A 26951-nucleotide genomic window follows, 5' to 3' on the forward strand; every position below is an offset into this window, starting at 1 on the left:
TGCCTGTCCCGGCCTCTTCGCGGGCTCGCCCGCTCCCACAGGTATCGCGCCAACCTTGAGTGTTGTGCTGTCCCTGTGGGAGCGGGCAAGCCCGCGAAGAGGCCGGTGCAGGCTTACTTGTTCACAGACACCTTGCTGAAATCCAACCGCCCGAACGGGCTCACCTGGTACCCCTCGACCCCTTGGCGCAGCAAGGTCGCCGCTGTCGGGTGCGCCAGCGGCACCCACAGCGCCTGCTGCTGGATCAGCGTCTGTGCCTGCTGGTAAAGCCGGCTGCGCACGCTCTGGTCGTTGGTAGTGCGTCCGGCGCTGATCAGCTGGTCCAGGCGGCTGTCGCAGAAGCGTGCGAAGTTGGTCCCCGACTGCACCGCCGCGCAGGAAAACTGCGGGCTGAGGAAGTTGTCCGGGTCGCCGTTGTCACCCGCCCAACCCATGAACAGCAGGTCATGCTCGCCCGCCTTGGCGCGGCGGATCAGCTCGCCCCACTCGATCACGCGGATCTCGGCCTTGATGCCAATCTTGGCCAGGTCGGCCTGCAGCATCTGCGCACCGAGGCTGGGGTTGGGGTTGAGCAGGCTGCCCGACGGGCGTGTCCAGATCGTGGTGCTGAAGCCCTCGGCCAGGCCGGCCTTGGTCAGCAGGGCCTTGGCTTTCTTAAGGGCCAGCGGGTAGCCGGGCAGGTCCTTGGCGTAGCTCCAGGTGTTGGGCGGGTAGGGGCCGTTGGCGGCCACCGCGGAGTCTTCGAACACGGCCTTGAGGTAGGCCTGCTTGTCGAAGGCCAGGTTGATGGCCTGGCGCACTTCCGGCTTGTCCAGCGGTGGGTGCTGGCTGTTGATGGCGACGAAGGCGGTCATGAACGCCGGGGTGGTGGCCACCTTGAGGTTGCCGTCCTTGCCGGCTTCGGCGATGTCCAGCGGCTTGGGCGACAACGCGACCTGGCACTCGCCGCGCTTGAGCTTCTGCAGGCGCACGTTGGCATCGGTGGTGATGGCGAAGATCAGCGGGTCGACCGCCGGCTTGCCGGCGAAGTAGTCGGGGTTGGCGCGATAGCGCACCACGGCGTCCTTCTGGAAGCGCTGGAAGATGAACGGCCCGGTGCCGACCGGCTGACTGTTGAGCTTCTCCGGCGTGCCGGCCTTGAGCAGTTTGTCGGCGTACTCGGCGGAGTAGATCGAGGCGAAGCCCATGCTCAGGGTGGCCAGGAAGGTGGCGTCCGGGTGGCTGAGGGTGAAGCGCACGGTGTTCGGTGCCGGCGCCTCGATTGCCTTGATCAGGCTGCCCAGTTGCAGCGACTGGGCATGCGGGTAGCCGCCTGGCGCAGTCTTGTGCCAGGCATGGGCGGGGTAGAGCATGCGCTGGAAGCTGAACAGCACATCGTCGGCGTTCAGTGCGCGGCTTGGCTTGAAGTAGGCGGTGGTGTGGAATTTCACGTCATCGCGCAAGGTGAAGTCGTAGATCAGGCCGTCGGCCGATACCGTCCAACTGGTCGCCAGGCTCGGCACCACCTTGCCTTGCGCCGCGTCGAACTCCACCAGGCGGTTCATCAGCACATCGGCCGTGGCGTTGGTGGTGGTCAGCGAGTTGTACTGCACCACGTCGAAGCCTTCGGGGCTGGCCTCGCTGCAGACGCTCAGCGGGGCGGCCTGGGCAACGCCGGCGGCGAACAGGGCGCCGGCGGCGAACAAGGAGTTGAACAATAAGGAAAGGGCGGCAGCACGCATAGTGGCTCCTTGGCTGTCAGTGGCCCATCTGCCAGTGCAGTCTGGAAAAGGCCTACCCTAGTGTGCCCGTCGGAAAATGACCACACCCTTTTTTACAAAATTGGCGACGGGCGGTCGACGGCTGGCGGGGCCTGCCGCTATGCTGGCCCGGCGCGTTCCGGCTCGTGACAATGTGCATCTAATGTTGTTGCGGCCAAGTCTTTCTGGTATAAAGCAGCGCTCTTTTCTAGGGGCTCGGCCTGTCGCATAAGCGGATCCGGTCGATAAGACCTCCAGAATCACGGCGCCTAGGCGCCAAAGACTGAGAGATTAAGCGGCCAACCCATGCCGGGTTGGGCATGTGGTTTTAGAGGGCTGAGTCATGTCGAGAGTCTGTCAAGTTACTGGTAAGGGTCCAGTAACCGGGAACAACATTTCCCACGCAAACAACAAAACCCGTCGTCGTTTCCTGCCGAACCTGCAGCACCACCGTTTCTGGGTTGAATCCGAGAAGCGTTTCGTGCGTCTGCGCGTATCTGCCAAAGGCATGCGCGTTATTGACAAGCGTGGTATCGACGTAGTGCTGGCCGAGCTGCGCGCTCGCGGCGAAAAGTTCTAAGGAGAACGTCATGCGTGAATTGATCCGTCTGGTTTCGAGTGCTGGCACTGGCCACTTCTACACCACCGACAAGAACAAGCGCACCACTCCGGACAAAATCGAGATCAAGAAATACGATCCGGTTGTTCGCAAGCACGTGGTGTACAAGGAAGCCAAGATCAAGTAATTGATCGGCGACCTGAAAAAACCCGCATCCGAAAGGAGGCGGGTTTTTTTATGCCTGTGCTGGCCTCTTCGCGGGTAAACCCGCTCCCACAGGTACATCACAAGCCTTTAGGGCGGTGAAATCCTTGTGGGAGCGGGTTCACCCGCGAAGAGGCCGGCACAGCCTCAAATCATTTCTGCTCGAACATCACATAGATCTTGCGGCAAGGCTCCAGCACCTCCCAGGTGCCCTTGAATCCGGCCGGGATGACAAACCGATCACCGGCACGCAGGGTCTTGGCTCCGCCATCCTGGTCACGCAGCACCGAAACGCCCTGGACGATCTCGCAGTACTCATGCTCGGTGTAGTTCACCGTCCACTGCCCCACCTCGCCTTCCCACACGCCCGCGGCAAACTGCCCGCAGGGGCTGGAATAATGGTTGTAGACAGCCTGGTCGGGCTCGCCCTTGAGGATTTTTTCCGCCGCCGGGCGGTAGCGTTCGGCCTCGGTAATGACCTGCGCGAAGTCGATGATGCTGTCGATGCTCATGGTTCGGCTCCTGTTGTTGTTTAATAAAATGCACATGAGTAGGCTTTTGAGCCATTCGTGTCAAATATATTGATAGTTTACACGGGCTGGTTTAGGGTGTCGGTAGCTAAAATGCCCTCGACGCTTGGGCAGAATTCTGACAACGCCTGTGAGTCCTCAGTGCGGCGTTGCACCTATACAAGAGGAGGAGTTTCGTATGACCACCCTGACTCGTGCGGACTGGGAACAACGTGCCCAGCAACTGAAGATCGAAGGCCGTGCCTTCATCAACGGCGAATACACCGATGCCGCATCCGGTGAAACCTTCGAGTGCCTGAGCCCGGTCGACGGACGCTTCCTGGCCAAGGTTGCCAGCTGCGACCTGGCCGATGCCAACCGCGCTGTGGAAAACGCCCGTGCCACCTTCAACTCCGGCGTGTGGTCGCAGTTGGCCCCGGCCAAGCGCAAGGCCAAGCTGATCCGCTTCGCCGACCTGCTGCGCAAGAACGTCGAAGAGCTGGCGCTGCTGGAAACCCTGGACATGGGCAAGCCGATCGGCGACTCCTCCAGCATCGACGTACCTGGCGCGGCCAATGCCATTCACTGGACTGCCGAAGCCATCGACAAGGTCTACGACGAAGTCGCCCCGACCCCGCATGACCAGCTCGGCCTGGTCACCCGCGAAGCGGTGGGTGTGGTCGGTGCCATCGTACCGTGGAACTTCCCGCTGCTGATGGCCTGCTGGAAGCTCGGCCCGGCCCTGGCCACCGGTAACTCGGTAGTGCTCAAGCCGTCCGAAAAATCGCCGCTGACGGCCATTCGCATCGCCCAGCTGGCCATCGAAGCCGGTATCCCGGCTGGCGTGCTGAACGTGCTGCCAGGCTACGGCCACACCGTGGGCAAGGCCCTGGCCCTGCACATGGACGTCGACACCCTGGTATTCACCGGTTCGACCAAGATCGCCAAGCAGCTGATGGTTTACGCGGGCGAATCGAACATGAAGCGCATCTGGCTGGAAGCCGGCGGCAAGAGCCCGAACATTGTCTTCGCTGACGCTCCGGACCTGCAAGCTGCCGCCGAAGCTGCCGCCAGCGCCATCGCCTTCAACCAGGGCGAAGTGTGCACCGCCGGCTCGCGCCTGCTGGTCGAGCGTTCGATCAAGGACAAGTTCCTGCCGATGGTGGTCGAGGCCCTGAAAGGCTGGAAGCCAGGCAACCCGCTGGACCCACAGACCACTGTCGGTGCCCTGGTCGACACCCAGCAGATGAACACCGTGCTGTCGTACATCGAGGCTGGCCACAAGGACGGCGCCAAGCTGCTGGCCGGCGGCAAGCGCACCCTGGAAGAAACCGGTGGCACTTATGTCGAGCCGACCATCTTCGACGGCGTGACCAACGCCATGAAGATCGCCCAGGAAGAAATCTTCGGCCCGGTGCTGTCGGTGATCGCTTTCGATACCGCCGAAGAAGCCGTCGCCATTGCCAACGACACGCCGTATGGCCTGGCCGCTGGCATCTGGACCTCGGACATCTCCAAGGCCCACAAGACCGCCCGTGCCGTGCGTGCTGGCAGCGTCTGGGTCAACCAGTACGACGGCGGCGACATGACCGCGCCGTTCGGTGGCTTCAAGCAGTCGGGCAACGGCCGTGACAAGTCGCTGCATGCGCTGGAGAAGTACACCGAGCTGAAGGCGACCTGGATCAAGTTGTAATCGTAAGGGGCCGCTTTGCGGCCCAATCGCCGGCAAGCCAGCTCCCACAAGTTATTCGCAGCCCTTGAGGCCAGCGCTGTACCTGTGGGAGCTGGGCTTGCCGGCGATGGGCTGCACAGCAGCCCCAAAAATAGCCGGGGCGGCTCACGCTGCCCCGGCTTCGTCGTTTTTGCTGTTCAAGAGTTCTGCCTGGGAGGCTGCAATGCGTTGGGGTACCTACTTCGCCGTACTGGCATCGGTGCTAAGCGTCGGGCTGGCACTCGGCGTGAGCATGCCGCTGGTATCCCTGCGCCTGGAGGCCTGGGGCTACGGCAGCTTCGCCATCGGCGTGATGGCTGCAATGCCGGCGCTGGGCGTGCTGGTAGGTGCCAGCCTGGCCAGCCGCCTGGCCGGCTGGGTCGGCGTGCCCTCGGCCATGCGCCTGTGCCTGTGGGGCGGGGCGCTGTCGATCGGCCTGGTCGCACTGCTGCCCAGCTACCCGCTGTGGCTGCTGTTGCGGCTGCTGATCGGTATGTCACTGACCGTGGTGTTCATCCTCGGCGAAAGCTGGATCAACCAACTGGTGATCGAGCAATGGCGCGGCCGCTTGGTGGCGCTGTATGGCAGCAGCTATGCGCTCAGCCAGCTGGCCGGGCCGCTGGTGCTGGGCTTTCTCGGCTCGGATGACGACTTCGGCTTCTGGGCCGCTACCGGCCTGCTGCTGGTGGCGCCGCTGATTCTCCTGGGCCGTGGCGGGGCACCCAGCACAGAGGCCTGCAGCGTCACCTTCGGCGACCTGTTCGCCTTCTGCCGGCGCTTGCCGGTGATCGCCTGGGCCATTGCCCTATTTGCCTCGTTCGAGGCGATGATCCTTACCTTGCTGCCGGTGTATTGCCTGCAGCAAGGCTTTACCACTGAAATCGCCCTGTTCATGGTCAGTACCGTGGTGGTGGGCGATGCGGTGCTGCAACTGCCCATCGGTGCGCTGGCCGACCATATGTCGCGGCGCGCCCTGTTCACCGGCTGTGCGGTGACCCTGCTAGTATCCAGCCTGGCGATTCCGTTGCTGCTGCATACACCGGCGATCTGGCCGCTGTGGGTGCTGTTCGGGGCCAGTGCGGGGGGCTTGTTCACCTTGTCGCTGGTGCTGATTGGTGAGCGCTACCGGGATGATGCGCTGGTGCGGGCCAACGCCCATGTGGCGCAGCTGTGGGGTATTGGCTGCCTGCTCGGGCCGCTGCTGGCCGGGGCAGGCAGCCAGTGGATCAGCGGGCATGCGTTGCCGTTGCTGATGGCGGCGGGGGCCGCGGGGTTGGTGGTGTTGACCCGGCGGCGCGGGGCCTTCGAGCCTGCCTCTGCCTGATGGTTTTTTGGGCCGCTTTGCGCCCCATCGCCGGCAAGCCAGCTCCCACAGGTTCTCCATAGGCCTTGAATGCTGTGCAGTCCCTGTGGGAGCTGGCTTGCCGGCGATGAGGCCATCAGCTACAGCATCTTCTCCAAGCCTACCGCCTTGCTGATCCAGGCATTGAACCGCCGCCACATCCCGCCCGGTTCGGATGTGAGCATGCGCCGCCTGCCATTTTCCTCGGTCACCCACACCATCTGGTTACCCACCAGCGTCGGCTGATAGCTCAAGGCCGGGGCCATGCCCTGTACCGCCAGTGCGCGGGTGTACTCGGCCAGCTCCGGGCTGTCCACCAGCACCCCGACCTCGGTATTCCACAACACCGAACGCGGGTCGAAGTTGAACGAGCCGATGAAGGTCTTGCGCCGGTCGAACACGATCGCCTTGCTGTGCAGGCTCGAGTCCGAACTGCCATGGAAGCTCAAGCTGTGCCGGGCGCTGGGGTCACCGGGTTGGCGGCGCAGCTCATACAGTTGTACGCCATGCTCCAGCAGTGCCCGCCGGTATGGTGCATAGCCGCCATGCACTGCCGGCACGTCGGTAGCCTCCAGCGAGTTGGTCAGCAGCTTGACCGATATGCCCGCGTCGGCGCTGTGGGTCAGGTACAGCAGGCCGGACTCGCCGGGTACGAAGTACGCCGATACCAGGATCAGCTCGTGTTGCACCTTGCTCAAGTCAGGGGCCAGTTGCTGGGTCAGCAGCAATTGCGGGTCCGGTTCGTCATCGGCCAGCACCTTGCTCGGCGCATCCCACAGCGCCTGGGCGTGGGCCCAGATAAGCTCGTTGCGCCATACATCCAGGCGCGGCTGCGACTGGTAGGCCATCAAGCGGTCATACAGGGCTTTGCGCTGGGTCCTGGCTTCGGCGAGTGAAATTTCCAGGCGGTGGCGGCTGGCGCGCAGGTCGCTGGCATCCGGGTCGCGCCAGAGAAAGTCGGTAATCGGCCGGCTCAGGGCGCTGTTCCAGTACTGGTCGAAACTATGGCCGAGCTGTTCGGCCACCGGGCCGACGCCCAGCAAGTCGATGTCGGTGAAGTTGAGGTTGGGTTCGGCATCGAAATATTCATCGCCCAGGTTGCGCCCGCCGACGATGGCCATGCTGTTGTCCACCAGGAACAGCTTGTTGTGCATGCGCCGGTGCTGGCGCGACAGGTTGAACAGGCGGCCCACCGCGCGTGTCGCGCCGGTGCTGCGGCCCAGGTGCAGCGGGTTGAACACGCGGATCTGGATGTTCGGATGGGCATCGAGGGTACCCATGATGACGTCCAGGCCGTCGCTGGTGGTGTCGTCGAGCAGGATGCGCACGCGCACGCCACGGTCGGCGGCGCGAAGCAGTTCATGCACCAGGGCGCGGGTGCTGAGGCCATCGTGGACGATGTAGTACTGCAGGTCGATGCTCGCCTGGGCGTTGCGGATCAGTTCGGCACGGGCGCGGAACGCCTCGTTGCTGTTGGGCAGCAGGCGAAAGCCCGAGCGGCCGCCGTAGGGGGCGGCCTGGCGCAGTACCGAGCGGCCGAAGGCCGAGTCGTTGGCAGGTAGCGCCTGGCTGGTTTCGCGGGGCGTGCCGACGCTGGCGCAGCCGGCAAGGCCGAGCAGTAGCACCAACAGCAGAGGCAGGGCTCGCTGGAGTCTCAAGGGTGGATCGTCCTGTGCAGCAAAGGCTTGATAGGTTGGACCGTGGCGGGCGGCGCAAAGTTACGCGCCGGCGCTTTCTTCATCCAGTAGACGAAGGGCGGTTTCACCAACCTTGCGCACGGCGGCTTCGATCTGCGGCGTCGGCCGCGCGGCGAAGTTCATGCGCAGGCAGTGGCGGAACTTGCCCGAGGCCGAGAAGATGCTGCCCACGGCAACCTGTACGTCCTGCTCCAGTAAAGCCCGGTTCAGGCGCAGCGTATCGAAATGTTCGGGTAATTCCACCCACAACATGAAGCCACCTTGCGGCCGGCTGACCCGGGTGCCCGCCGGGAAGTAGCGGGTTACCCAGTCGCTCATCAGGTCGCGGCCACGCTGGTACTGGCTGCGCATGCGCCGCACGTGGGGTTGGTAGTGCCCGCCGGCGATGAAGTCGGCAATGGCCAACTGCGGCTGGCTGGCCGTGCTGCCGGTGCTGATGTACTTCATGTGCAGCACCCGCTCCAGGTAACGACCGGGTGCCACCCAGCCTATCCGCAGGCCGGGGGCGAGGGTCTTGGAGAACGAACTGCAAAGCAGCACGCGGCCGTCGTCGTCAAACGACTTGAGGGTGCGTGGGCGCGGGTAGGTGTAGGCCAGGTCGCCGTATACATCATCTTCGAGGATCGCCACGTCGTAGCGCTGGGCCAGGCTCAGCAGGGCCTTCTTGCGGGCCTCGGGCATGATGTAGCCGAGCGGGTTGTTGCAGCTGGGGGTGATCTGGATGAGCTTGATCGGCCACTGCTCCAAGGCCAGCTCCAGCGCCTCCAGGCTGATACCGGTGACCGGGTCGGTGGGGATTTCCAGGGCTTTCATGCCCAGGCCCTTGAGGGTTTGCATGGCGCCGTGGAAGCTGGGGGAGTCGACCGCGACGATATCGCCCGGCTCGCACACTGCGCGAATGCTGCATGACAGCGCCTCATGGCAGCCGGTGGTTATCACCAGGTCGCCCGGGCCCAGGCGGCAGCCGGAGTCGAGCGTCAGCCGGGCCACCTGTTCGCGCAGGGCCAGGTTGCCGTGGATGTTGTCGTAGTACAGGCCGGGCATGTCCTGCCGCCGGCTCAGCTGGGCGAGGCTGCGCAGCAGTGGCTTGAGGGTGGGGCTGTCGATGTCGGGCATGCCGCGGCCGAGCTGGATCACGCCTTGGCGTGGGGTGCTGCGCACCAGTTCCAGCACCTGCTCCCATTGCGAGATGTCTACCGGGCGCTGGGCCGGGCGGCTGACGGCGGGCAGGGCTGGCAGGTGGCGGTGGTCGTTGACGAAGTAGCCGGACTTGGGCCGGGGCGAAACCATGCCGCTGTCTTCCAGCATGCGGTAGGCCTGCTGCACGGTGCTCAAGCTGACCCCGTGCTCCACACTCAGGGCGCGCACTGACGGCAGGCGCTGGCCGGGGCGGTAGAGGCCCTGTTCAATGCGCGCACCGAGCAGCTCGGCGAGGTTCAGGTAAAGGGTCACGGCATACTCCTTCGCTGCAATAGCGTGGCGACCGGTACAGTTGCGCTGAAAATACAGCATTCAGTCGGCCTGCGGCCAATTCTGTATGGGAATAATAAGGCTGTATTGGATCTGTATTGCCGGTGCTGTCGACGCGCATGCTTTCTCCACGGTATCAACTGAACGAGAGGATGCGGTGATGGGTGGCATGAGCGATGTGCGCTTGCAACTGTTGGCCAAGGAACTGGAAGCCGGGCAGCAAGCCAAGGTGTTCAACGCGCCGGAAGGGTTGGGGCGTTGGGGGCTGATGCTGCATCGCTGGCACACCCGCAGGGCGCTGCTGCAGTTGACCGATGACGAGTTGCGCGATGTCGGGCTGAGCTGGGAGCAGGCCCGGACCGAGGGGCGTAAGCCCTTCTGGAAAGACTGATGCGATCGTTGTGGGAGCGGCCTTGTGTCGCGAAAGGGCCGCACAGCGGCCCCAGGATATTTGCATCACTGCATGAATTGCCGGGGCTGCTTCGCAGCCCTTTCGCGACGCAAGGCCGCTCCCACAAGGGGCAGTGCGCAGCTTTCAGATCAGCTCTTTCAGGCGATGCCACAGCATCCCCAACGCCAGCAGCGGCGAGCGCAGGTGCTGGCCGCCGGGGAAGGTGATGTGCGGCACCTTGGCAAACAGGTCGAACCGCCCGCTTTCCTGGCCGCTGATGGCTTCGCCGAGCAGGCGCGCAGCCAGGTGGGTGGCGTTGAGCCCATGGCCGGAGTAGGCCTGGGCGTAATACACGTTCGGCTGGCTGGCCAGGCGGCCAACCTGTGGCAGGCGGTTGGCGCCGATGCCGATCATGCCGCCCCACTGGTAGTCGATGCGCACGTCGGCCAGTTGCGGGAAAACCTTGAGCATCTTTGGCCGCATGTAGGCGGCGATGTCCTTCGGGTCGCGGCCTGAATAGTGGCAGGCACCGCCGAACAACAGGCGCTGGTCGGCGGACAGGCGGTAATAGTCCAGTGCCACCCGCTGGTCACACACCGCCATGTTCTGCGGCAGCAGCGAACGGGCACGTTCCTCGCCCAGCGGCTCGGTGGCGATGATGTAGCTGCCGGCTGGCAGCACCTTGCCGCCCAGTTCGCGGTTGAGGTCGTTGTGGTAGGCGTTGCAGCACAGCACCAGAGTCTTGGCGCGCACCCGGCCCTGGGCGGTGTGTACCTGTACTTCCGGGCCGTAGTCGATGCGTGTGACCTCGGACTGCTCGAACAGCTTCACGCCCAGGCGGCTGGCCACGGCAGCCTCACCCAGTGCCAGGTTGAGCGGGTGCAGGTGCCCGGAGCCCATGTCGACCAGCCCGCCGACATAGCAGTCGGCGCCGACCACGCTGTGGATATCGTCCTTGCCGACCAGGCGCAGTTCATGTGCGTAGCCGAGGCTGCGCAGTTCTTCAGCATCCTCCGCAAAGCCCAGCAGTTCGGCGGGTTTGTTGGCCAGGTCGCAGTAACCCCAGGTCAGGTCGCAGGCGATGGCATGCCTTTCGACCCGCTCGCGGACGATCTGCACGGCTTCCAGGCCCATCAGTTTCAGGCTGCGCACGCCTTCCTCGCCGATGACCGGGAGGAATTGTTCCAGGCCGTGGCCGACGCCACGGATCAGCTGCCCACCATTGCGCCCGCTGGCGCCCCAACCGAGCTTGCGCGCTTCCAGCAGGATGACCGAGAAGCCGCGTTCGGCCAGTTCGATGGCGGTGTTCAGGCCCGAGTAGCCGCCGCCGACGATGCACACGTCGGCGCTGTGCTCGCCTTGCAGGAAGGAGTGGTCGGGGTGTGGCGCGCTGCTGGCGGCGTAATAGGAGGCGGCGTGCTGCGCGCTGTGGATCATTGGGCAGGTCCTGAGGCTGGTGGGCTGAGGGGAGGAGGATAAGCCGGGGCTTTGGGGAGGGGCAACCGGCCTCATCGCCGGCAAGCTAGCTCCCACAGGGTCCGCGTGGCACTTGAGACCGGCGGGGTACCTGTGGGAGCCGGCTTGCCGGCGATTGGCCCTATAATCCAACCTCAGCTCTCAAACTTGTACCTTGCCATGTCCTGCAACCGCCACAAGATCCACTTCCTGCGCGAACTCATCCCTTCCTTCGAGTGCGAGCCCGGCTGCCACGACTGCTGCGGCCCGGTCACCACTTCGGCGGAAGAAATGGCCCGCCTGCCGCGCAAGTCCCAGGCCGAGCAGGACGCCGCCCTGGAGCGCCTGGACTGTGTGCACCTGGGCCCCAACGGCTGCACGGTGTATGAAGAGCGCCCGATGATCTGCCGCCTGTTCGGCACCACCCCGCGCCTGGCCTGCCCGCGCGGTCGTGGCCCTGAACAGATGATCGAGCCCGCTGCCGAGCAGTTGGTCCATCAGTTCATTGCCACCACCCGCCAGGTGCTGGTCTGACTTCAGTCCGGGATCGGCAGGCAAAGGCTCTCCTTCACCTCTTCCATCACGATGTAGCTCTTCGATTCGCGCACGTGCGGCAGCTTCAACAGGATGTCGCCGAGCAGCTTGCGGTACGAGGCCATCTCGGAAATACGCGCCTTCACCAGGTAGTCGAAGTCGCCTGAAACCAGGTGGCATTCCAGTACGTGGGGCAGTTTCAGCACCGCGCGGCGGAACTCCTCGAAGGTGTCGCCCGACTTGTAGTCCAGGCTGATTTCCACGAACACCAGCAGGCTGCCCTTGAGGTGCTGCGGGTTCAGGCGGGCGTTGTAGCCCATGATGATGCCCTCGCGCTCCAGGCGGCGGACCCGCTCGGTGCAAGGGGTGGTGGAAAGCCCAACTTTCTCGCCCAGTTCGGTGAAGGAAATACGCCCGTCATTCTGCAGGATACGCAGGATGTTACGGTCGATCTTGTCCAGTTCACGCTTGCTCTGGTGCTGGGTTCTCATAGGGGATGCCCCTCCGTGAAAGGCGATTTTGCCGAGAATTCTCGCCAATAATAGGCTTTTATATAGTGAATTGCACTGCCTTCAAATTCCTATACTGCGCGCATTCATGCCATTTCAATAAAAGTCTGCGGCGCGCCGCGTGCGAGGGATAAAACGATGCGAGTTCTGGTACTTGGTAGCGGTGTGATCGGAACCGCCAGTGCCTACTATCTGGCCCGGCAAGGTTTCGAAGTAACGGTGGTCGATCGCCAGCCGGCGGTGGCCATGGAAACCAGCTTTGCCAACGCAGGCCAGATCTCGCCCGGCTATGCCTCGCCCTGGGCCGCCCCAGGCGTGCCGCTGAAGGCCATCAAATGGCTGCTGGAGCGCCACGCGCCCCTGGCCATCAAGCTCACCGGCGACGTCGACCAGTACCTGTGGATGGCACAGATGCTGCGCAACTGCACCGCCAGCCGTTACGCGGTGAACAAGGAGCGCATGGTGCGCCTGTCCGAGTACAGCCGTGACTGCCTCGACGAGCTGCGCGCCGAAACCGGTATCGCCTACGAAAACCGCAGCCTGGGCACCACCCAGCTGTTCCGTACCCAGGCCCAGGTGGATGCCGCGGCCAAGGACATTGCCGTGCTGGAGCAGTCCGGCGTGCCTTACGAGCTGCTCGATCGCGACGGCATTGCCCGCGTCGAGCCGGCCCTGGCTGGCGTCAAGGACATCCTGGCCGGCGCCCTGCGCCTGCCAAACGACCAGACTGGCGACTGCCAGCTGTTCACCACCAAGCTTGCCGAAATGGCCGTGAAGCTGGGCGTGGAGTTCCGCTTCGGCCAGGACATCCAGCGCCTGGACTTCGCGGGTGACCGCATCAATGGCGTGTGGATCGACGGCAAGCTGGAAACCGCCGACCGTTACGTGCTGGCGCTGGGCAGCTACTCGCCGCAGATGCTCAAGCCGCTGGGTATCAAGGCCCCGGTGTACCCGCTGAAGGGCTACTCGCTGACCGTGCCGATCACCAACGCCGACATGGCCCCGACCTCGACCATTCTCGACGAGACCTACAAGGTCGCCATTACCCGTTTCGACAACCGTATCCGCGTCGGCGGCATGGCTGAAATTGCCGGTTTTGACCTGTCGCTGAACCCGCGTCGGCGCGAAACGCTGGAGATGATCGTCAACGACCTTTATCCTCGCGGCGGTGATCTGAGCCAGGCCAGCTTCTGGACCGGCCTGCGCCCGGCGACCCCGGACGGCACGCCGATCGTCGGCGCCACGGCGTTCCGCAACCTGTTCCTGAACACCGGTCACGGCACCTTGGGCTGGACCATGGCGTGCGGCTCCGGTCGCCTGCTGGCCGACCTGATTGCGCGCAAGAAGCCGCAGATCAGTGCCGAAGGCCTGGACATTTCCCGTTATGGCAACAGCCCGGAAGTGGCCAAGCACGGGCAGACTGCGCCGGCTCACCAGCAGTAAGTTCGCCTGTACCGGCCTCTTCGCGGGCTCGCCCGCTCCCACAGGAACACCACAGATATTGAAAACTGTGCAGTACCTGTGGGAGCGGGCGAGCCCGCGAAGAACCCAACACCGTTTTCAACCTGTGAACCACCATAAGGCAGCCGCCATGCGTCCCGCCCGCGCCCTGATCGACCTCCAGGCCCTGCGCCACAACTACCGTCTGGCCCGTGAACTGACCGGTGCCAAAGCCCTCGCCGTGATCAAGGCCGACGCCTACGGCCACGGCGCCGTGCGCTGTGCCCTGGCCCTGGAGGCCGAAGCCGACGGCTTTGCCGTGGCCTGCATCGAAGAAGCACTGGAGCTGCGCGCCGCCGGTATCAAGGGCCCGGTGCTGCTGCTGGAAGGCTTCTTCGAAGCCAGCGAACTGGCCCTGATCGCCGAACACGACCTGTGGTGCGTGGTGCACTCGCTGTGGCAACTGGAAGCGATCGAAAAGACCCAGCTGCACAAGCCGCTCACCGTCTGGCTCAAGCTCGACAGCGGCATGCACCGCGTCGGCCTGCACCCCAAGGACTACCACGAGGCCTACCAGCGCCTGCTGGCCAGCGGCAAGGTCGCACGCATCGTGCTGATGAGCCACTTCGCTCGCGCCGACGAACTGGATGCCGACGCTACCGCCCAGCAGATCGCCGTGTTCGAGGCCGCCCGCCAGGGCCTGGCCGCCGAGTGCAGCCTGCGCAACTCCCCCGGTGTGCTGGGCTGGCCGCAGGCCCCCAGCGACTGGGTGCGCCCGGGCCTGATGCTGTACGGTGCCACACCGTTCGAAGTGGCCCAGGTCGAGGCCGAGCGCCTGCAACCGGTGATGACCCTGCAATCGCGGGTGATCAGCGTGCGCGAACTGCCTGCCGGCGAGCCGGTGGGCTATGGCGCCAAGTTCGTCAGCCCACGGCCAACCCGCGTTGGTGTGGTTGCCATGGGCTATGCCGATGGCTACCCGCGCCAGGCGCCCAACGGTACCCCGGTGCTGGTCGCCGGCAAGCGCACCCAACTGATCGGCCGGGTGTCGATGGACATGCTCAGCATCGACCTGACCGACGTGCCGGAAGCCACCGTCGGCAGCCCCGTCGAACTTTGGGGCAAGCATGTGCTGGCCAGTGAAGTGGCTGCGCACGCGGGTACCATTCCGTACCAGATTTTCTGCAACCTGAAGCGGGTACCTCGGGACTACGTCGGCGAATGACACGCTGAAGCGGACAGGTTGAAGGGCGGTGTGTTGTAAATACTGAACGGCATTGCCATGATATCGTTCACATCCACCCCCCTTTCCACCGTTTCAGGAGGCTCCAGCTTTGGACGTCGGCGAACGACTGCAAGCCATCCGCAAGCTCAAGGGCCTGTCCCAGCGTGAACTCGCCAAGCGTGCCGGCGTGACCAACAGCACCATCTCGATGATCGAGAAGAACAGCGTGAGCCCGTCGATCAGCTCGCTGCGCAAGGTGCTGAGCGGCATTCCCATGTCCATGGTCGAGTTCTTCTCGGTCGAACTGGAACCTGAAAGCCCCACGCAGATCGTCTACAAGGCCCATGAGCTGATCGATATCTCCGACGGGGCGGTGACCATGAAGCTGGTCGGCAAGTCGCACCCCAACCGTGCCATCGCCTTTCTCACCGAGGTGTATCCACCGGGTGCCGATACGGGGGCCGAAATGCTTACCCATGACGGCGAAGAAACCGGCATCCTGCTCGAAGGCCGCCTGGAGCTGGTGGTCGGCAACGAGATCTTCATCCTTGAAGAGGGCGACAGCTACTACTTCGAAAGCACCCGTCCGCACCGCTTTCGCAACCCGTTCGACCGGCCGGCGCGGCTGATCAGTGCGGCGACGCCTTCAAACTTTTGATCCAGCGCAGTGCATTGATTCGGCAATACCCCTTTCCTGTGTGGGGTCGTTTCACGGCCTCTGGGTTCCCGCTATACTTTTCAACGCTCGCCGATCCGTGGCCGCGAGCGTGATTAGCCACCATGAGGGTGTTCGCGTGAACCAAATCAAGAAGATGCTGGCCGTACCAGCAGCCGTATTCGCCCTCTGGGCAATGAGCGCAACCGCTGCGACCAATGATGACATCGCCAAGCGCCTGGAGCCGGTTGGCCAGGTGTGCGTCCAGGGCCAAGAGTGCAAAGGCATGGAAGTGGCCGCCGCCGCAGGTGGCGGTGGTGCCAAGACGCCGGACGAGATCATCGCCAAGCACTGCAATGCCTGCCATGGCTCCGGCCTGCTCGGCGCACCGAAGATTGGCGATACCGCGGCGTGGAAGGAACGCGCCGACCACCAGGGCGGCCTGGACGGCATCCTGGCCAAGGCCATTACCGGCATCAACGCCATGCCACCGAAAGGCACCTGCGCGGACTGCTCGGATGACGACCTGAAAGGGGCGATCAAGAAGATGTCCGGGCTGTGAGAAACAGCTGAATTGCATGAGGCCCGCCATTGATGGCGGGCTTTGTTTTTGTGGTGCCTGTGCCGGCCCTTTCGCGGCTAAAGCCGCTCCCACAGGTTCAGTGCAGGCTTCAAGGGCTGTGGGGACCCTGTGGGAACTCGCAGGTACAGCACAGGACTCAAGGGCGGTGAGGTCTCTGTGGGAGCGGCTTTAGCCGCGAAAGGGCCGGCACAGGCAACCAACCCACCAAAGCCCCTGTCCAACCCCTGAACCCATGGATGTCTCAGGAGGCCCCGATGCACCTCTGCTCCATCGACCAGGCCGTCGAGCAAGTCCTGTCGCGCCTGCCAGCCCACATCCACATGGGCCTGCCGCTGGGCCTGGGCAAGCCCAACGCCTTCGTCAATGCGCTTTACGCCCGCATCCGCGAGCTGCCCGAACGGCGCCTTACTATCTACACCGCCCTGTCCCTCGGCCGCCCGCCACTGGGCGATGGCCTGCAGCGGCGCTTTCTCGAGCCCTTCGTCGAGCGCGTCTTCGCCGACTATGAAGACCTTACCTACCTCGCCGACCTTCGCAACGACAGCCTGCCGCCGAACATCCAGGTGGAACAATTCTTCATGCAACCCGGCAGCCTGCTGCACAGCGCGTCGGCCCAGCAGAGCTACATCAGCAGCAACTACAGCCACGCCGCACGCGACATCAACGCCAAGGGCCTGAACCTGATCGCGCAACTGGTGGCCGCCACCCCCGAGAGGCCGGTGCACCTGAGCCTGGCCTGCAACCCCGACATCACCCTCGACCTGCTGCCGATGATCGCCAAGCGCCGCGCCGCCGGCGAGACCATCCTCATGCTCGGCCAGGTGCATGCCGAACTGCCTTACATGCCGGGTGACGCCGAGCTACCCATCGATACGTTCGACCTGCTGATCGATACAGCCGAGCAACGCCGCCTGTTCTCCACGCCGAACATGCCGGTCAACACCCAGGACCACTGCATCGGCCTGCACGCCAGCAGCCTGGTTCGCGACGGCGGCACGCTACAGATCGGCATTGGTGCCATGGGCGATGCGGTAGCTGCCGCATTGCTGGCGCGCCAGGGTGACAACGCCGGTTATCGTGCCGTGCTCGACGCGCTGGGTGCTGGCTCGTGGCAAGCGCTGATCGAACGGGAAGGGGGCCTGGATACCTTCGCCCAAGGCCTGTACGGCTGCAGCGAGATGTTCGTCAACGGCTTGCTGGCGCTGGCCGAAGCGGGCCTGTTGCGGCGCCCGGCGGACGAGCAGGGGGCGGCAGTGCTGCATGGCGGTTTCTTCCTCGGCCCCCAGGCGTTCTACCAGCGCTTGCGCGACATGCCGCTGGAACAGCGCGCACGGTTTGCCATGACGCGTATCAGCTTCATCAACGAGCTGTACGGGCAGGAGGAACTCAAGCGCCGCCAACGCCGTGATGCGCGCTTCATCAACACCGTGTTCGGCATGACCCTGCTCGGCGCCGGGGTGGCCGACCAGCTGGAGGATGGCCGGGTACTCAGTGGCGTGGGCGGGCAGTACAACTTCGTCGCCCAGGGCCATGCGCTGGAGGGCGGGCGTTCGATCCTGCTGCTGCGCAGCTGGCGTGAGGCGGGCGGGGAGGTAACCTCGAACCTGTTCTGGAACTATGGCCATTGCACCATCCCCCGGCACCTGCGCGATATCGTGGTGACCGAGTACGGCATCGCCGACCTGCGTGGGCAGACCGACAGCGAGGTGATCGCGCGGTTGCTGGCGGTATGTGATTCACGGTTCCAGCAGGGGCTGATCGAGCAGGCAAAGGATGCCGGCAAGCTGGCCAAAGACTTTCAACTGGAGGCGCGCTTTGCCGACAACACGCCGCAGCGCCTGGAGGCGATCAGGGCGCGGCACTCGCGGTTGTTCCCGGAGTATCCGCTGGGCACGGACTTTACGGCTGAAGAGCGGGATTTGCTGCGGGCACTGAACTGGTTGAAGAGCAAGTTCAAGCTGAGCGAGGTGCTGGAGCTGGGCAAGGCAGCGCTGGATGCGCCGGGGCCAGAGGGGTATGCGAGGCATCTTGCGCGGATGCAACTGGATCAGCCGCAGGGGCTGAAGGAAGAGCTTTACCAGCGGTTGTTGCTGGCGGGGTTGGCGGCAACCGGATGAATTGCCGGGGCTGCTTTGCAGCCCATCGCCGGCAAGCCAGCTCCCACAGGTACTGCGCAAGGCTTGGGTCCTGTGAGCTCCCTGTGGGAGAGCTGGCTTGCCGGCGATAGGGCCGCTACAGGCTTACTCGATGAAGCTGACCACACCACCTTCCAGCGACTTCACCCGGGCCAGCGACTCGACGCGATAGCCCTGGCTGTCCAGCTCGGCACGGCCGCCCTGGAACGACTTTTCGATCACGATACCCAGGCCGGCCACGGTGGCGCCGGCCTGCTTGATGATCGAGATCAGTGCCTGCGACGCCTTGCCGTTGGCCAGGAAGTCGTCGATCACCAGCACGCGGTCGCTGCTGTTGAGGTGACGCGGCGAGATGGCCACGGTGTTTTCGGTCTGCTTGGTGAAGGAATACACCGAGGCGGTCAGCAGGTTCTCGGTCAGGGTCAGCGACTGGTGCTTGCGGGCGAAGATCACCGGCACGCCCAGCTTCAGGCCAGTCATCACCGCCGGGGCAATGCCCGAGGCTTCGATGGTGACGATCTTGGTCACGCCCGCGTCGGCGAACAGGCGGGCGAACTCGTCACCGATCAGCTGCATCAGCGCCGGATCGATCTGGTGGTTGAGAAACGCGTCGACTTTGAGAACCTGGTCGGAAAGCACGATGCCTTCTTCGCGAATCTTCTGATGCAGTGCTTCCACTTTGTTTTCCTCGATGTAGCAAAGGTGGCCGCAAATAGCGGCAAAGTTAAAGAGTAATGGTTGATCAGCGTTTGAGCATTGCCCGGATATCGGCCAGGGCATTGTTGCCCCGTGCGGCCTTTACCTCGACCGGCGCATCGTCCAGGCCTTCCCAGGCCAGGTCGTCCGGTGGCAGTTCGTCGAGGAACCGGCTGGGCGTGCAGTCGATGATTTCACCGTACTGCTTGCGCTTGGCGGCGAAGGTGAAGGCCAGGGTCTGGCGCGCGCGGGTGATGCCCACGTAGGCCAGGCGGCGTTCCTCTTCGATGGTGTCGGCCTCGATGCTGGAGCGGTGCGGGAGGATTTCCTCTTCCATGCCCATGATGAACACGTAGGGGAATTCCAGGCCCTTGGAGGCATGCAGGGTCATCATCTGCACACCTTCGGCGTTCTCTTCCTCTTCCTGCTGGCGCTCGAGCATGTCGCGCAGCACCAGCTTGCCGATGGCGTCCTCGATGGTCATGTCACCCTCTTCGTCCTTCTCGAGGGTGTTCTTCAGCGCTTCGACCAGGAACCAGACGTTGCTGATGCGGAACTCGGCAGCCTTGTCGCTGGCGGTCTGCTGGCGGATCCAGTTCTCGTAGTCGATATCGCGGATCATCTCGTGCAGCGCGGCAATCGGGTCTTCCAGGGCAACCTTGTGGCGCACCCCGTCCAGCCAATGCTTGAAGCGCTGCAAGCGCTCGGTATAGCGGGCGTCCAGATGCTCGCCCAGGCCAAGCTCCTCGCTGGCGGCGTACATCGAAATACCGCGCTCGGTGGCGTAGTTGCCGAGCTTTTCCAGGGTGGTGGAGCCGATTTCGCGGCGCGGTACGTTGATCACCCGCAGGTAGGCGTTGTCATCGTCCGGGTTCACCAGCAGGCGAAGGTAGGCCATAAGGTCCTTGACCTCCTGGCGGCCGAAGAAGCTGTTGCCGCCCGACAGGCGATACGGCACCTGGTGGTGCTGCAGCTTCAGTTCGATCAGCTTGGCCTGGTAGTTACCGCGGTAGAGGATGGCAAAGTCGCTGTACGGGCGGTTGGTGCGCAGGTGCAGGGTGAGGATTTCCATGGCCACGCGTTCGGCCTCGGCTTCCTCGTTCTTGCAGCGGATGACGCGTATCTCGTCGCCCACGCCCATCTCGCTCCACAGCTGCTTCTCGAACGCGTGCGGGTTGTTGGCGATCAGCACGTTGGCGCAGCGCAGGATGCGGCTGGTGGAGCGGTAGTTCTGCTCCAGCATCACCACTTTCAGGGAGGGGTAGTCCTCCTTGAGCAGCATCAGGTTTTCTGGCCGGGCGCCACGCCAGGCGTAGATCGACTGGTCGTCGTCGCCTACCACGGTGAACTGGTTGCGCATGCCGATCAGCATCTTCACCAGCAGGTACTGGCTGGCGTTGGTGTCCTGGTATTCGTCCACCAGCAGGTAACGCACGCGGTTCTGCCAGCGCTCCAGCACATCGGGGTGTTCCTGGAACAGCTTGACCGGCAGCAGGATCAGGTCGTCGAAGTCCACCGCGTTGAACGCCTTGAGCGTGCGCTGGTAGTGGGTGTAGACGATTGCTGCGGTCTGCTCGCGCGGGTTGCGCGCCTTCTCCAGGGCTTCGGCGGGCAGGATCAGGTCGTTCTTCCAGGCACCGATCATGTTCTTGATCTCGTCGATGCCGTCGTCGCCGGAGTATTCCTTCTGCATGATGTCCGACAGCAACGCCTTGATGTCGGACTCGTCGAAGATCGAGAAACCCGGCTTGTAGCCCAGGCGCTCGTGCTCCCTGCGGATGATGTTCAAGCCCAGGTTGTGGAACGTGCACACCGTCAGGCCACGGCCTTCCCCCGGGCGCAGCAGGGTGCCGACCCGCTCCTTCATCTCGCGCGCGGCCTTGTTGGTGAAGGTCATCGCCACGATGTACTGGGCACGGATGCCGCAGTTCTGGATGAGGTGGGCAATCTTGCGCGTGATCACGCTGGTCTTGCCCGAGCCTGCACCGGCGAGCACCAAAAGAGGGCCGCCGACATAGTCACGGGCTTCCTGCTGCCGGGGATTGAGTCGGGACATGCTAGAAACCGGGGGTCGCCAGAAAATAGCCGCGCATTCTAACAGGCATGGGGCGTTTGTGGCGCGACCGTCTGACGTCTGAGTCAAATATGTAAACGGGATTTGCCGGCTGGCGCAGTTTCGCGCAGGATGCACGACAAAATACGTCGGGATGCTACACCCGTAAAAACATGTATTAAATTGAAAATCATTTTCATTAATGCAGTAGCATACCTGGCAGTTTCCGTTGCACCGTGAAGCCCTAAGGAGCCCGCTTGTCCACGCCTGTCGAACCATTGCGTTTGCTGCTGTTGGCCGATGAGCCGGAATGGGGTGCGCTGCTACGCGAGTGCACGCCTGCACTGGGTGGCAGCGCCGTGCTGCTGACGGCGCCGAACTGGGAGTCGGTCGACAGCCTGTTCAACCAGGACCGCCAGGCTGTCGTGCTGGCAACCCCGGCCCTGCAGCCCGCGCCCGGGCGCTGCGAGTTGCCGACCATCCTGCTGCTCGACCACGAGCCCCAGGTAGCGCCCACCGCTGTCAGCGACTGGCTGGTGCGCGACCAGCTCAATGCCGACACATTGCGCCGCTCGCTGCGCCATGTGCGCGAGCGCGGCGTGCTGGTGGCCACCCTGCAGCGCCTGGCCGAGCAGGACCCGCTGACCGGCATCGCCAACCGCCAGGGCTTCCAGGCCTTGCTGACCGCGCGCCTGGCCGAGAACGACGGCCGTGGCCTTGCCCTCGGCCACCTGGACCTGGACAACTTCCGCCACGTCAACGACGCCCTCGGCCACCAGAGTGGCGACCGCCTGATCCTGCAGGTGGTGGCGCGCCTGAAACAGCAACTGGAGGCGGGTGACCAGCTGGCGCGCCTGGGCAGCGACGAGTTCGCCTTGCTGATCGACACCCGACGCGACCCCAATCGTGCCGAATCGATTGCCGAGCGGATTGTCGAGGCGTTGGCCGAACCCTACTGGATCGACGGCGAAAGCCTGCTGCTGGGCTGCAGCCTGGGCCTGGCCCATGCCCGCGCCCAGGGTGGTGCCGACCCGCTGATGTGGCACGCGCACATCGCCATGCGCCAGGCCAAGGGCAGCCAGGGTTGCACTTTCCATGTGTTCAACGAACGCATCAACCGCAACGCCCGTAGCCTTGCCGACCTGGAAAGCGAACTGCGCCGCGCCCTGCGCCGGGACGAACTGGAGCTGCATTACCAGCCGCGGTTGAACCTGGCCGACGGGCGCATCGTCGGCCTCGAGGCGCTGGTGCGCTGGCGGCATGCCGAGCGCGGCCTGTTGCCGCCCAGCGAGTTCGTGCCGCTGGCCGAGCAGAGCGGCCTGATCGTGCCGCTGGGCTACTGGGTGATTTCCCGTGCCCTGCGTGACATGCAGGCGCTGTGCGAGCGCGGCCTGGAGCCGCTGCACATGGCGGTCAACCTGAGCTTCCGCCAGTTCCAGGACAGCCAGTTGCTGGCGACCTTGAGCCGCCTGATTCTCGAACATGGCGTGGATGCCCGCTGGCTGGAGTTCGAACTGACCGAAACGGCGGTGATGCGCCGCAACGAACTGGTGCGCCAGACCATGGACGCCCTGGGGCGTCTGGGCGTGCGCTTTTCGCTCGATGATTTCGGTACCGGGTTCTCTTCGTTCGTGCACCTCAACAGCCTGCCGATCACCTTGCTCAAGGTGGACCGCAGCTTTGTCGCGGAAATGGAAATGCGCGAGGAGAACCGCAAGCTGGTGCACGCCATGATCAACCTGGCGCACAACCTCAACCTGGAGGTGGTGGCCGAAGGGGTGGAGAGCGAAGAGCAGATGGCGTTGCTGCGCGGGTTTGGCTGTGACCAGGTTCAAGGCTTCCTGGTCAGCAAGCCGCTGCCGGTGGGGGAGTTGATGGAGTTCTTGCTGCAGGCGACCGGCTGCCAGTTGAAGGCTGCCCGTTAGGGCCCTTTCGCGGGCACGCCCGCTCCCACAGTGTCCGTGTCTGTACCTGTGGGAGCGGGCGTGCCCGCGAATAGGCCCTTGAGTCAGGCCGAGGCGGTAGCCTCTCGACTACCCCCTGCCTTACCCAAAAGCCGCTTCATGCGCCACTCAAAGCCAAAGGTCAGTGCCACCGCCGCACACGCCAGCCCCAACGCCAGCCCCCACCACACCCCGACCGCGCCACCACCCAGGGTAAAGGTGAACAGCCAGGCGCTCGGCGCCCCCACCAGCCAGTAGCACACCAGGCCGATCAGGAAGGTGGTCTTGGCATCCTTCAGCCCACGGATCGAGCCCATCGCGATCGTCTGCATGCCATCGAACAGCTCGAACCACGCAGCCACCATCAGCAACTGCACCGCCAGCTGGAAGATCGCCGCAAATGCCGGGTCGTCACGGTCGATGAACAGCCCCACCAGCGCATCGGGCAGCAGCCAGAACAGCGCGGCGAAGGCAAACATGATCATCGCCCCGAAGCCGATGCCCACCCGCCCGGCACTGCGCGCCGCCAGCAGGTTGCCGGCGCCGTAGTACAGCCCCACGCGCATGGTCACCGCATACGACAACCCGGTCGGCACCATGAACGCCGTGGAGACGATCTGCAGGGCGATCTGGTGCGCCGCCAGCTCGGTACTGCCCAGCACGCCCATGCACAGCGCGGCAAAGGCGAACAGGCCGACTTCCACCATGTAGGTGCCGCCAATCGGCAGGCCCAGCCGCCACAGCTCGCGCAGGGCCGGCAGCGAAGGGCGCGACAGGCCCTTGCGCAGTGGGTAGGCGGTATAGGCCGGGTGCCAGCGGATATACAGCGCCAAGGCAATGGCCATGCCCATCGACACCACCGCGGTGACCAGGCCGATGCCCATCAGGCCCAGCTTGGGCAGGCCGAACATGCCTTCGATCAGCGCCACGTTGAACAGGTAGTTGAGCACCGTGCCGACCAGGCTGATGACCATCACCGGGGTCGAGCGGCCCAGCGCGCTGGTGAAGCCGCGCAAGGCCATGAAGGTCAGGTAGCCGGGCAGGGCCAGGGGCAGCAGGGTGAGGAATTCGGCGGCCGAGGCAACGTTCTCGGGCTTTTGCCCGAACAGCAGCAGTACCGGCTCAAGGTTCCACAGCACCAGCGCAGCGAACAGCGCCAGGCCCCAGGCCAGCCACAGGCCACCTTGCGCCAGGCGGGTGGCGCCCTCGATGTCGTTGGCGCCCTTGCGAATGGCCACCAGGGTGCCGACCGCAGCGATCACGCCAAGGCAGAAGATCGACACGAACGAGTAGCTCGCCGCGCCCAGGCCGCCGCCAGCCAGGGCTTGCGGGCTGATGCGGGCCATCATCAGGGTATCGGTCAGCACCATCAGCATGTGCGCCAACTGCGAGGCGATCAGCGGCCCGGCCAGGCGCAGCAAAGCCTTGAGTTCTGTGGTGGGCGCGACATGCATGGGGCAGTCCTTTTCCTGGGGTGATCAACGAAGGGCGATTCTGAGGCTTCGGTCAACTTTGCACAAAAGGATAAAAGCGATCATTGGCATGAGTCTGACTCATGTATATATGCTTCCCGGTGATTCATTTCACAGCCCCGTATGGCAGGTGCCTCATGTCCCGTCAGCTCCCCCCGCTGTATGCCCTGCGCGCATTCGAAGCCGCCGCGCGGCTAAGCTCCTTCACCCGTGCCGGCGAAGAGCTGTCGATTACCCAGAGCGCGGTCAGCCGGCATATCCGCACGCTGGAGGAGCATTTTGCCTGCCGCCTGTTCGTGCGCAGCGGCCGCAGCCTGCAACTGACCGAAGCAGCGCGGGTGTTGCTGCCCGGTGTGCGTGAAGGCTTTGCCGCGCTGGAACGGGCTTGCGATACCTTGCGTGGTGAGGATGACATCCTGCGCATGAAGGCCCCCTCGACCCTGACCATGCGCTGGCTGCTGGCGCGCCTTAGCCGCTTTCGCCACTTGCAGCCTGGCAACGAAGTGCAGCTGACCAGCGCCTGGATGGATGTCGACCATGTGGACTTCAACCAGGAGCCGTTCGATTGCGCGGTGTTGCTCAGTGACGGAGTGTTCCCGCCGGAATGGGAAGTGCGCAGGTTGTTCCCGGAGCTGCTGATCCCCGTGGGTGCGCCAGACCTGCTCGACGAAGAACCCTGGGACGAGCGTCGGCTGGCCTGCATCGAGCTGCTGCACCCCACGGTGGACAAGCGCGACTGGCGGGAATGGTTGGAGCGCATGGGGCTGAGTGACAAGGTTTCGCTCAAGGGCGGGCAGGTGTTCGACACCCTGGAGCTGGGCATGATTGCCGCGGCGCGTGGCTATGGCATTTCCATGGGCGATTTGCTGATGGTGGCCGAGGATGTCGCGCAGGGGCGCTTGAGCCTGCCTTGGCCGACGGCCGTGCCCAGCGGGATGGATTATTACCTGGTGTGGCCGCGCACTCGGCCAGGGGGCGAGCGGTTGCGGCGTTTGAGCGCGTTTCTGGAAGAGGAGGTGGCGGCGATGGATTTGCCGGATGTGCAGATCCTGCCGGCCCTTTGATCGCCTGTACCGGCCTCTTCGCGGGCTTGCCCGCTCCCACAGGGTTATCGCATGCCTTGAAACCGGCACTGTACCTGTGGGAGCGGGCGAGCCCGCGAAGAGGCCGCAATGCCTTACATCGAGCCCAGGTTCAACGCCTGTGCACACGCCTGCAGCGACCGACGCTCGCTCTGCGCATACAGCGCCAGCTCATCCTGCACCTGCAGCCCCAGCGCCGCTTCGAACGCGTCGCGGTTGGCGTTGCTGCCGTACTCGGCCTGCGCATCGTCACCCAGGTTGGACTGGAAGATCCCCGCCGCGCTCACCGGCAGGAAGTCCTCGTACACCAGCGCCTCGAAGTGCACATGGCCAGCCTCGATCAGCCCTGCCAGTGTGGTCGGGCGGCCGTCCTGGTCGCGCGCAGCCAGGCCTTTCTCGGTGGCGAAGTAGCGGAAGTAGGCCAGCCCTTGTTCACGCATCTGTGCCAGGTCATCCGGGAATTCGGCAAAGGTGTCCTTCAGCAACGCCATGTAGCGTTCGGCATTGGCCTCGGCCGGGGCGCCACCCAGGGCGGCGCGGGTGGCATCGAGCAGCTTGTCGTACAGCTGGCGACCTTTCGGTGTCAGCGCCGCGCCGCGTTGCTCGATTTCGCCAAAGCGCGCGGTGTGGCTGCCTTCGCTGCCCTGCTGGTCGCTGAACGCGACCTTTTCCTGCAGGGCCTTGAAGCTGGTCTGGCGCAGCAGGATCGGGTGGCGGCGGGTGGGCGGGCCTTCGACCACGGCCTTTGGCGGGATGCCCTTGGCCGGCATGCCGAGCTGGATTGCATCGATGTCCAGGGTGCGCGGGGTCAGATGGTTGATGTGCGGGCCCTTGAAGGCCACCACATCGGCGATCAGGCGGTGCTGGTCGTGCAACTGCTGGTACTGCTCGGCAGTGACGGTGGCGTCATGATGCCAGCGGAAGGTATGCAGCGCTTCCTGCACGAACGCCTCGGCATCGGCGGCATTCAGGCCACCATCGCGCTCGCATTGGTCGATCAGCTCAAGGGCGCGGGCGGTGAAGATCTGGCGCTTGGCCAGGATGCACTCTGCCAGCTCGCGCAGTTGCGGGTTGTCGATCAGTTCCAGGCGCAGCAGCGAGGTGAACACGCGGAACGGGCTGACGTGCAGCGACTGCTCGTGCACCGCGCGGAAGGCGGTGGAATGCACCGGCACACCGGCGGAACTGAGGTCGTAGTAGCCGACCGGCTGCATGCCCATGACCGCGAACAGTCGGGCGATGGTAGCCAGCTCTGCGGCGGTGCCGACACGGATGGCACCGTGGCGCTCCTGATCCAGGCGCTCGATTTCGCCGGTCCAGCGCAGGGCCTCGGCAACCTCGGGTTGCTGGGCCATGACCTGCTGGTTGATTTCGCTCACCAGCTCCAGCAGCGTGCCGTACAGGGGCACTTCCTGTTTGTACATGAGCGACATGGCGGCAGAGAACTGCGCGCGGATGCTGTCGGGGCTGACGAAATCGTGGGCGGGCATCGCTAGCTTCCTGGTTGGGTTCGGACGCTTACATGAAAGCTGGGAATGCACTTTGCT

The 26951-nt window shown here is 64.3% G+C and carries 23 protein-coding genes; 13 read left to right on the forward strand and 10 right to left on the reverse strand.

Going from position 1 to position 26951, the window contains the following annotated elements; all coding sequences use genetic code 11:
• Positions 1-113: 113 nt before the first annotated feature.
• A complete protein-coding gene (locus tag CAG22_RS00580; protein WP_085703989.1) occupies positions 114-1721 on the reverse strand; it encodes an ABC transporter substrate-binding protein in 1608 nt (535 codons plus the stop codon).
• 361 nt (positions 1722-2082) lie between these two features.
• Here CAG22_RS00580 and rpmB point away from each other — a divergent pair, with 361 nt between their 5' ends.
• A complete protein-coding gene (rpmB, locus tag CAG22_RS00585; protein WP_003258972.1) occupies positions 2083-2319 on the forward strand; it encodes a 50S ribosomal protein L28 in 237 nt (78 codons plus the stop codon).
• Between the two features lie 10 nt (positions 2320-2329).
• Positions 2330-2485, forward strand: coding sequence for a 50S ribosomal protein L33 (rpmG, locus tag CAG22_RS00590; RefSeq protein WP_003253507.1), 156 nt, complete (start codon positions 2330-2332; stop codon positions 2483-2485).
• Positions 2486-2654: 169 nt separating this feature from the next.
• Here the strand turns inward: rpmG and CAG22_RS00595 are convergent, their stop codons facing one another.
• Positions 2655-3014, reverse strand: coding sequence for a cupin domain-containing protein (locus tag CAG22_RS00595; RefSeq protein ID WP_003258971.1), 360 nt, complete (start codon positions 3012-3014; stop codon positions 2655-2657).
• A 196-nt stretch (positions 3015-3210) separates the two neighbouring features.
• Between CAG22_RS00595 and CAG22_RS00600 the strand changes: the two genes are divergently transcribed.
• Both CAG22_RS00600 and CAG22_RS00605 read left to right on the forward strand, forming a co-directional pair.
• Positions 3211-4704 (forward strand): aldehyde dehydrogenase, encoded by a 1494-nt coding sequence (locus tag CAG22_RS00600; RefSeq protein ID WP_013974786.1) that lies wholly within the window; start codon positions 3211-3213, stop codon positions 4702-4704.
• A 202-nt stretch (positions 4705-4906) separates the two neighbouring features.
• On the forward strand, positions 4907-6046 hold the full coding sequence (locus tag CAG22_RS00605) for an MFS transporter (RefSeq protein ID WP_085588798.1): 1140 nt from the start codon (positions 4907-4909) through the stop codon (positions 6044-6046).
• Positions 6047-6165: 119 nt separating this feature from the next.
• Here CAG22_RS00605 and CAG22_RS00610 read toward each other — a convergent pair whose 3' ends face one another.
• Both CAG22_RS00610 and CAG22_RS00615 read right to left on the reverse strand, forming a co-directional pair.
• Positions 6166-7722, reverse strand: coding sequence for a phospholipase D family protein (locus tag CAG22_RS00610; protein WP_085703992.1), 1557 nt, complete (start codon positions 7720-7722; stop codon positions 6166-6168).
• 60 nt (positions 7723-7782) lie between these two features.
• On the reverse strand, positions 7783-9213 hold the full coding sequence (locus CAG22_RS00615; protein WP_170929250.1) for a PLP-dependent aminotransferase family protein: 1431 nt from the start codon (positions 9211-9213) through the stop codon (positions 7783-7785).
• Between the two features lie 178 nt (positions 9214-9391).
• Between CAG22_RS00615 and CAG22_RS00620 the strand changes: the two genes are divergently transcribed.
• Positions 9392-9622, forward strand: a complete 231-nt coding sequence (locus CAG22_RS00620) for a DUF1127 domain-containing protein (RefSeq protein WP_085615949.1) — start codon at positions 9392-9394, stop codon at positions 9620-9622.
• Positions 9623-9766: 144 nt separating this feature from the next.
• On the opposite strand, the gene CAG22_RS00625 is transcribed toward CAG22_RS00620, so the two are convergent.
• Positions 9767-11059 carry an FAD-binding oxidoreductase gene (locus CAG22_RS00625; RefSeq protein WP_085588791.1) on the reverse strand — a complete coding sequence of 431 codons (1293 nt, stop codon included), beginning with the start codon at positions 11057-11059 and terminating at the stop codon, positions 9767-9769.
• 198 nt (positions 11060-11257) lie between these two features.
• Here CAG22_RS00625 and CAG22_RS00630 point away from each other — a divergent pair, with 198 nt between their 5' ends.
• Positions 11258-11611 carry a YkgJ family cysteine cluster protein gene (locus tag CAG22_RS00630; RefSeq protein ID WP_013974780.1) on the forward strand — a complete coding sequence of 118 codons (354 nt, stop codon included), beginning with the start codon at positions 11258-11260 and terminating at the stop codon, positions 11609-11611.
• Positions 11612-11613: 2 nt separating this feature from the next.
• On the opposite strand, the gene dadR is transcribed toward CAG22_RS00630, so the two are convergent.
• Entirely contained in the window at positions 11614-12102 is a 489-nt protein-coding gene (dadR, locus tag CAG22_RS00635; RefSeq protein WP_003258963.1) for a transcriptional regulator DadR, read from the reverse strand.
• Positions 12103-12258: 156 nt separating this feature from the next.
• Between dadR and dadA the strand changes: the two genes are divergently transcribed.
• From dadA to CAG22_RS00660, 5 genes are all read left to right on the forward strand, one after another.
• Positions 12259-13563: a D-amino acid dehydrogenase gene (gene dadA / locus CAG22_RS00640; protein WP_013974779.1), complete on the forward strand. Its 1305-nt coding sequence runs from the start codon at positions 12259-12261 to the stop codon at positions 13561-13563.
• Positions 13564-13711: 148 nt separating this feature from the next.
• Positions 13712-14785, forward strand: a complete 1074-nt coding sequence (alr, locus tag CAG22_RS00645; protein WP_085703994.1) for an alanine racemase — start codon at positions 13712-13714, stop codon at positions 14783-14785.
• A 109-nt stretch (positions 14786-14894) separates the two neighbouring features.
• Positions 14895-15443, forward strand: a complete 549-nt coding sequence (locus CAG22_RS00650) for a cupin domain-containing protein (RefSeq protein ID WP_013974777.1) — start codon at positions 14895-14897, stop codon at positions 15441-15443.
• A 154-nt stretch (positions 15444-15597) separates the two neighbouring features.
• On the forward strand, positions 15598-16002 hold the full coding sequence (locus CAG22_RS00655) for a cytochrome c5 family protein (protein WP_038408395.1): 405 nt from the start codon (positions 15598-15600) through the stop codon (positions 16000-16002).
• A 275-nt stretch (positions 16003-16277) separates the two neighbouring features.
• Positions 16278-18140 carry an acetyl-CoA hydrolase/transferase C-terminal domain-containing protein gene (locus tag CAG22_RS00660; RefSeq protein ID WP_085703997.1) on the forward strand — a complete coding sequence of 621 codons (1863 nt, stop codon included), beginning with the start codon at positions 16278-16280 and terminating at the stop codon, positions 18138-18140.
• A gap of 123 nt (positions 18141-18263) precedes the next feature.
• On the opposite strand, the gene CAG22_RS00665 is transcribed toward CAG22_RS00660, so the two are convergent.
• Positions 18264-18836 (reverse strand): xanthine phosphoribosyltransferase, encoded by a 573-nt coding sequence (locus CAG22_RS00665; protein ID WP_003253535.1) that lies wholly within the window; start codon positions 18834-18836, stop codon positions 18264-18266.
• A gap of 64 nt (positions 18837-18900) precedes the next feature.
• Positions 18901-20910: a DNA helicase Rep gene (gene rep / locus CAG22_RS00670; RefSeq protein WP_025341098.1), complete on the reverse strand. Its 2010-nt coding sequence runs from the start codon at positions 20908-20910 to the stop codon at positions 18901-18903.
• Between the two features lie 254 nt (positions 20911-21164).
• Here rep and CAG22_RS00675 point away from each other — a divergent pair, with 254 nt between their 5' ends.
• Positions 21165-22832, forward strand: coding sequence for a bifunctional diguanylate cyclase/phosphodiesterase (locus CAG22_RS00675; RefSeq protein ID WP_085691503.1), 1668 nt, complete (start codon positions 21165-21167; stop codon positions 22830-22832).
• A gap of 83 nt (positions 22833-22915) precedes the next feature.
• Here the strand turns inward: CAG22_RS00675 and CAG22_RS00680 are convergent, their stop codons facing one another.
• The gene (locus CAG22_RS00680; protein WP_085691502.1) at positions 22916-24304 is read right to left on the reverse strand and encodes a NorM family multidrug efflux MATE transporter; all 1389 of its coding nucleotides are present in this window, start codon (positions 24302-24304) and stop codon (positions 22916-22918) included.
• Positions 24305-24459: 155 nt separating this feature from the next.
• Between CAG22_RS00680 and CAG22_RS00685 the strand changes: the two genes are divergently transcribed.
• On the forward strand, positions 24460-25386 hold the full coding sequence (locus tag CAG22_RS00685) for a LysR substrate-binding domain-containing protein (protein WP_013974772.1): 927 nt from the start codon (positions 24460-24462) through the stop codon (positions 25384-25386).
• A 113-nt stretch (positions 25387-25499) separates the two neighbouring features.
• Here CAG22_RS00685 and CAG22_RS00690 read toward each other — a convergent pair whose 3' ends face one another.
• Positions 25500-26894 (reverse strand): VOC family protein, encoded by a 1395-nt coding sequence (locus CAG22_RS00690; protein ID WP_085704000.1) that lies wholly within the window; start codon positions 26892-26894, stop codon positions 25500-25502.
• Positions 26895-26951: the final 57 nt, after the last annotated feature.

The organism is Pseudomonas sp. B8(2017), from assembly GCF_002113575.1.
GTDB classification, from domain to species: Bacteria; Pseudomonadota; Gammaproteobacteria; order Pseudomonadales; family Pseudomonadaceae; genus Aquipseudomonas; species Aquipseudomonas putida_Z.

Bases quoted from the DNA above. Each gene is read 5' to 3' on its own strand.
- CAG22_RS00595 (WP_003258971.1), bottom strand. From the start codon at position 3,014: ATGAGCATCGACAGCATCATCGACTTCGCGCAGGTCATTACCGAGGCC.
- CAG22_RS00660 (WP_085703997.1), top strand. From the start codon at position 16,278: ATGCACCTCTGCTCCATCGACCAGGCCGTCGAGCAAGTCCTGTCGCGC.
- CAG22_RS00625 (WP_085588791.1), bottom strand. From the start codon at position 11,059: ATGATCCACAGCGCGCAGCACGCCGCCTCCTATTACGCCGCCAGCAGC.
- rep (WP_025341098.1), bottom strand. From the start codon at position 20,910: ATGTCCCGACTCAATCCCCGGCAGCAGGAAGCCCGTGACTATGTCGGC.
- CAG22_RS00680 (WP_085691502.1), bottom strand. From the start codon at position 24,304: ATGCATGTCGCGCCCACCACAGAACTCAAGGCTTTGCTGCGCCTGGCC.
- CAG22_RS00620 (WP_085615949.1), top strand. From the start codon at position 9,392: ATGGGTGGCATGAGCGATGTGCGCTTGCAACTGTTGGCCAAGGAACTG.
- rpmG (WP_003253507.1), top strand. From the start codon at position 2,330: ATGCGTGAATTGATCCGTCTGGTTTCGAGTGCTGGCACTGGCCACTTC.
- CAG22_RS00580 (WP_085703989.1), bottom strand. From the start codon at position 1,721: ATGCGTGCTGCCGCCCTTTCCTTATTGTTCAACTCCTTGTTCGCCGCC.
- alr (WP_085703994.1), top strand. From the start codon at position 13,712: ATGCGTCCCGCCCGCGCCCTGATCGACCTCCAGGCCCTGCGCCACAAC.
- CAG22_RS00630 (WP_013974780.1), top strand. From the start codon at position 11,258: ATGTCCTGCAACCGCCACAAGATCCACTTCCTGCGCGAACTCATCCCT.
- CAG22_RS00600 (WP_013974786.1), top strand. From the start codon at position 3,211: ATGACCACCCTGACTCGTGCGGACTGGGAACAACGTGCCCAGCAACTG.
- CAG22_RS00690 (WP_085704000.1), bottom strand. From the start codon at position 26,894: ATGCCCGCCCACGATTTCGTCAGCCCCGACAGCATCCGCGCGCAGTTC.
- CAG22_RS00685 (WP_013974772.1), top strand. From the start codon at position 24,460: ATGTCCCGTCAGCTCCCCCCGCTGTATGCCCTGCGCGCATTCGAAGCC.
- rpmB (WP_003258972.1), top strand. From the start codon at position 2,083: ATGTCGAGAGTCTGTCAAGTTACTGGTAAGGGTCCAGTAACCGGGAAC.
- CAG22_RS00655 (WP_038408395.1), top strand. From the start codon at position 15,598: ATGCTGGCCGTACCAGCAGCCGTATTCGCCCTCTGGGCAATGAGCGCA.
- dadA (WP_013974779.1), top strand. From the start codon at position 12,259: ATGCGAGTTCTGGTACTTGGTAGCGGTGTGATCGGAACCGCCAGTGCC.
- CAG22_RS00605 (WP_085588798.1), top strand. From the start codon at position 4,907: ATGCGTTGGGGTACCTACTTCGCCGTACTGGCATCGGTGCTAAGCGTC.
- dadR (WP_003258963.1), bottom strand. From the start codon at position 12,102: ATGAGAACCCAGCACCAGAGCAAGCGTGAACTGGACAAGATCGACCGT.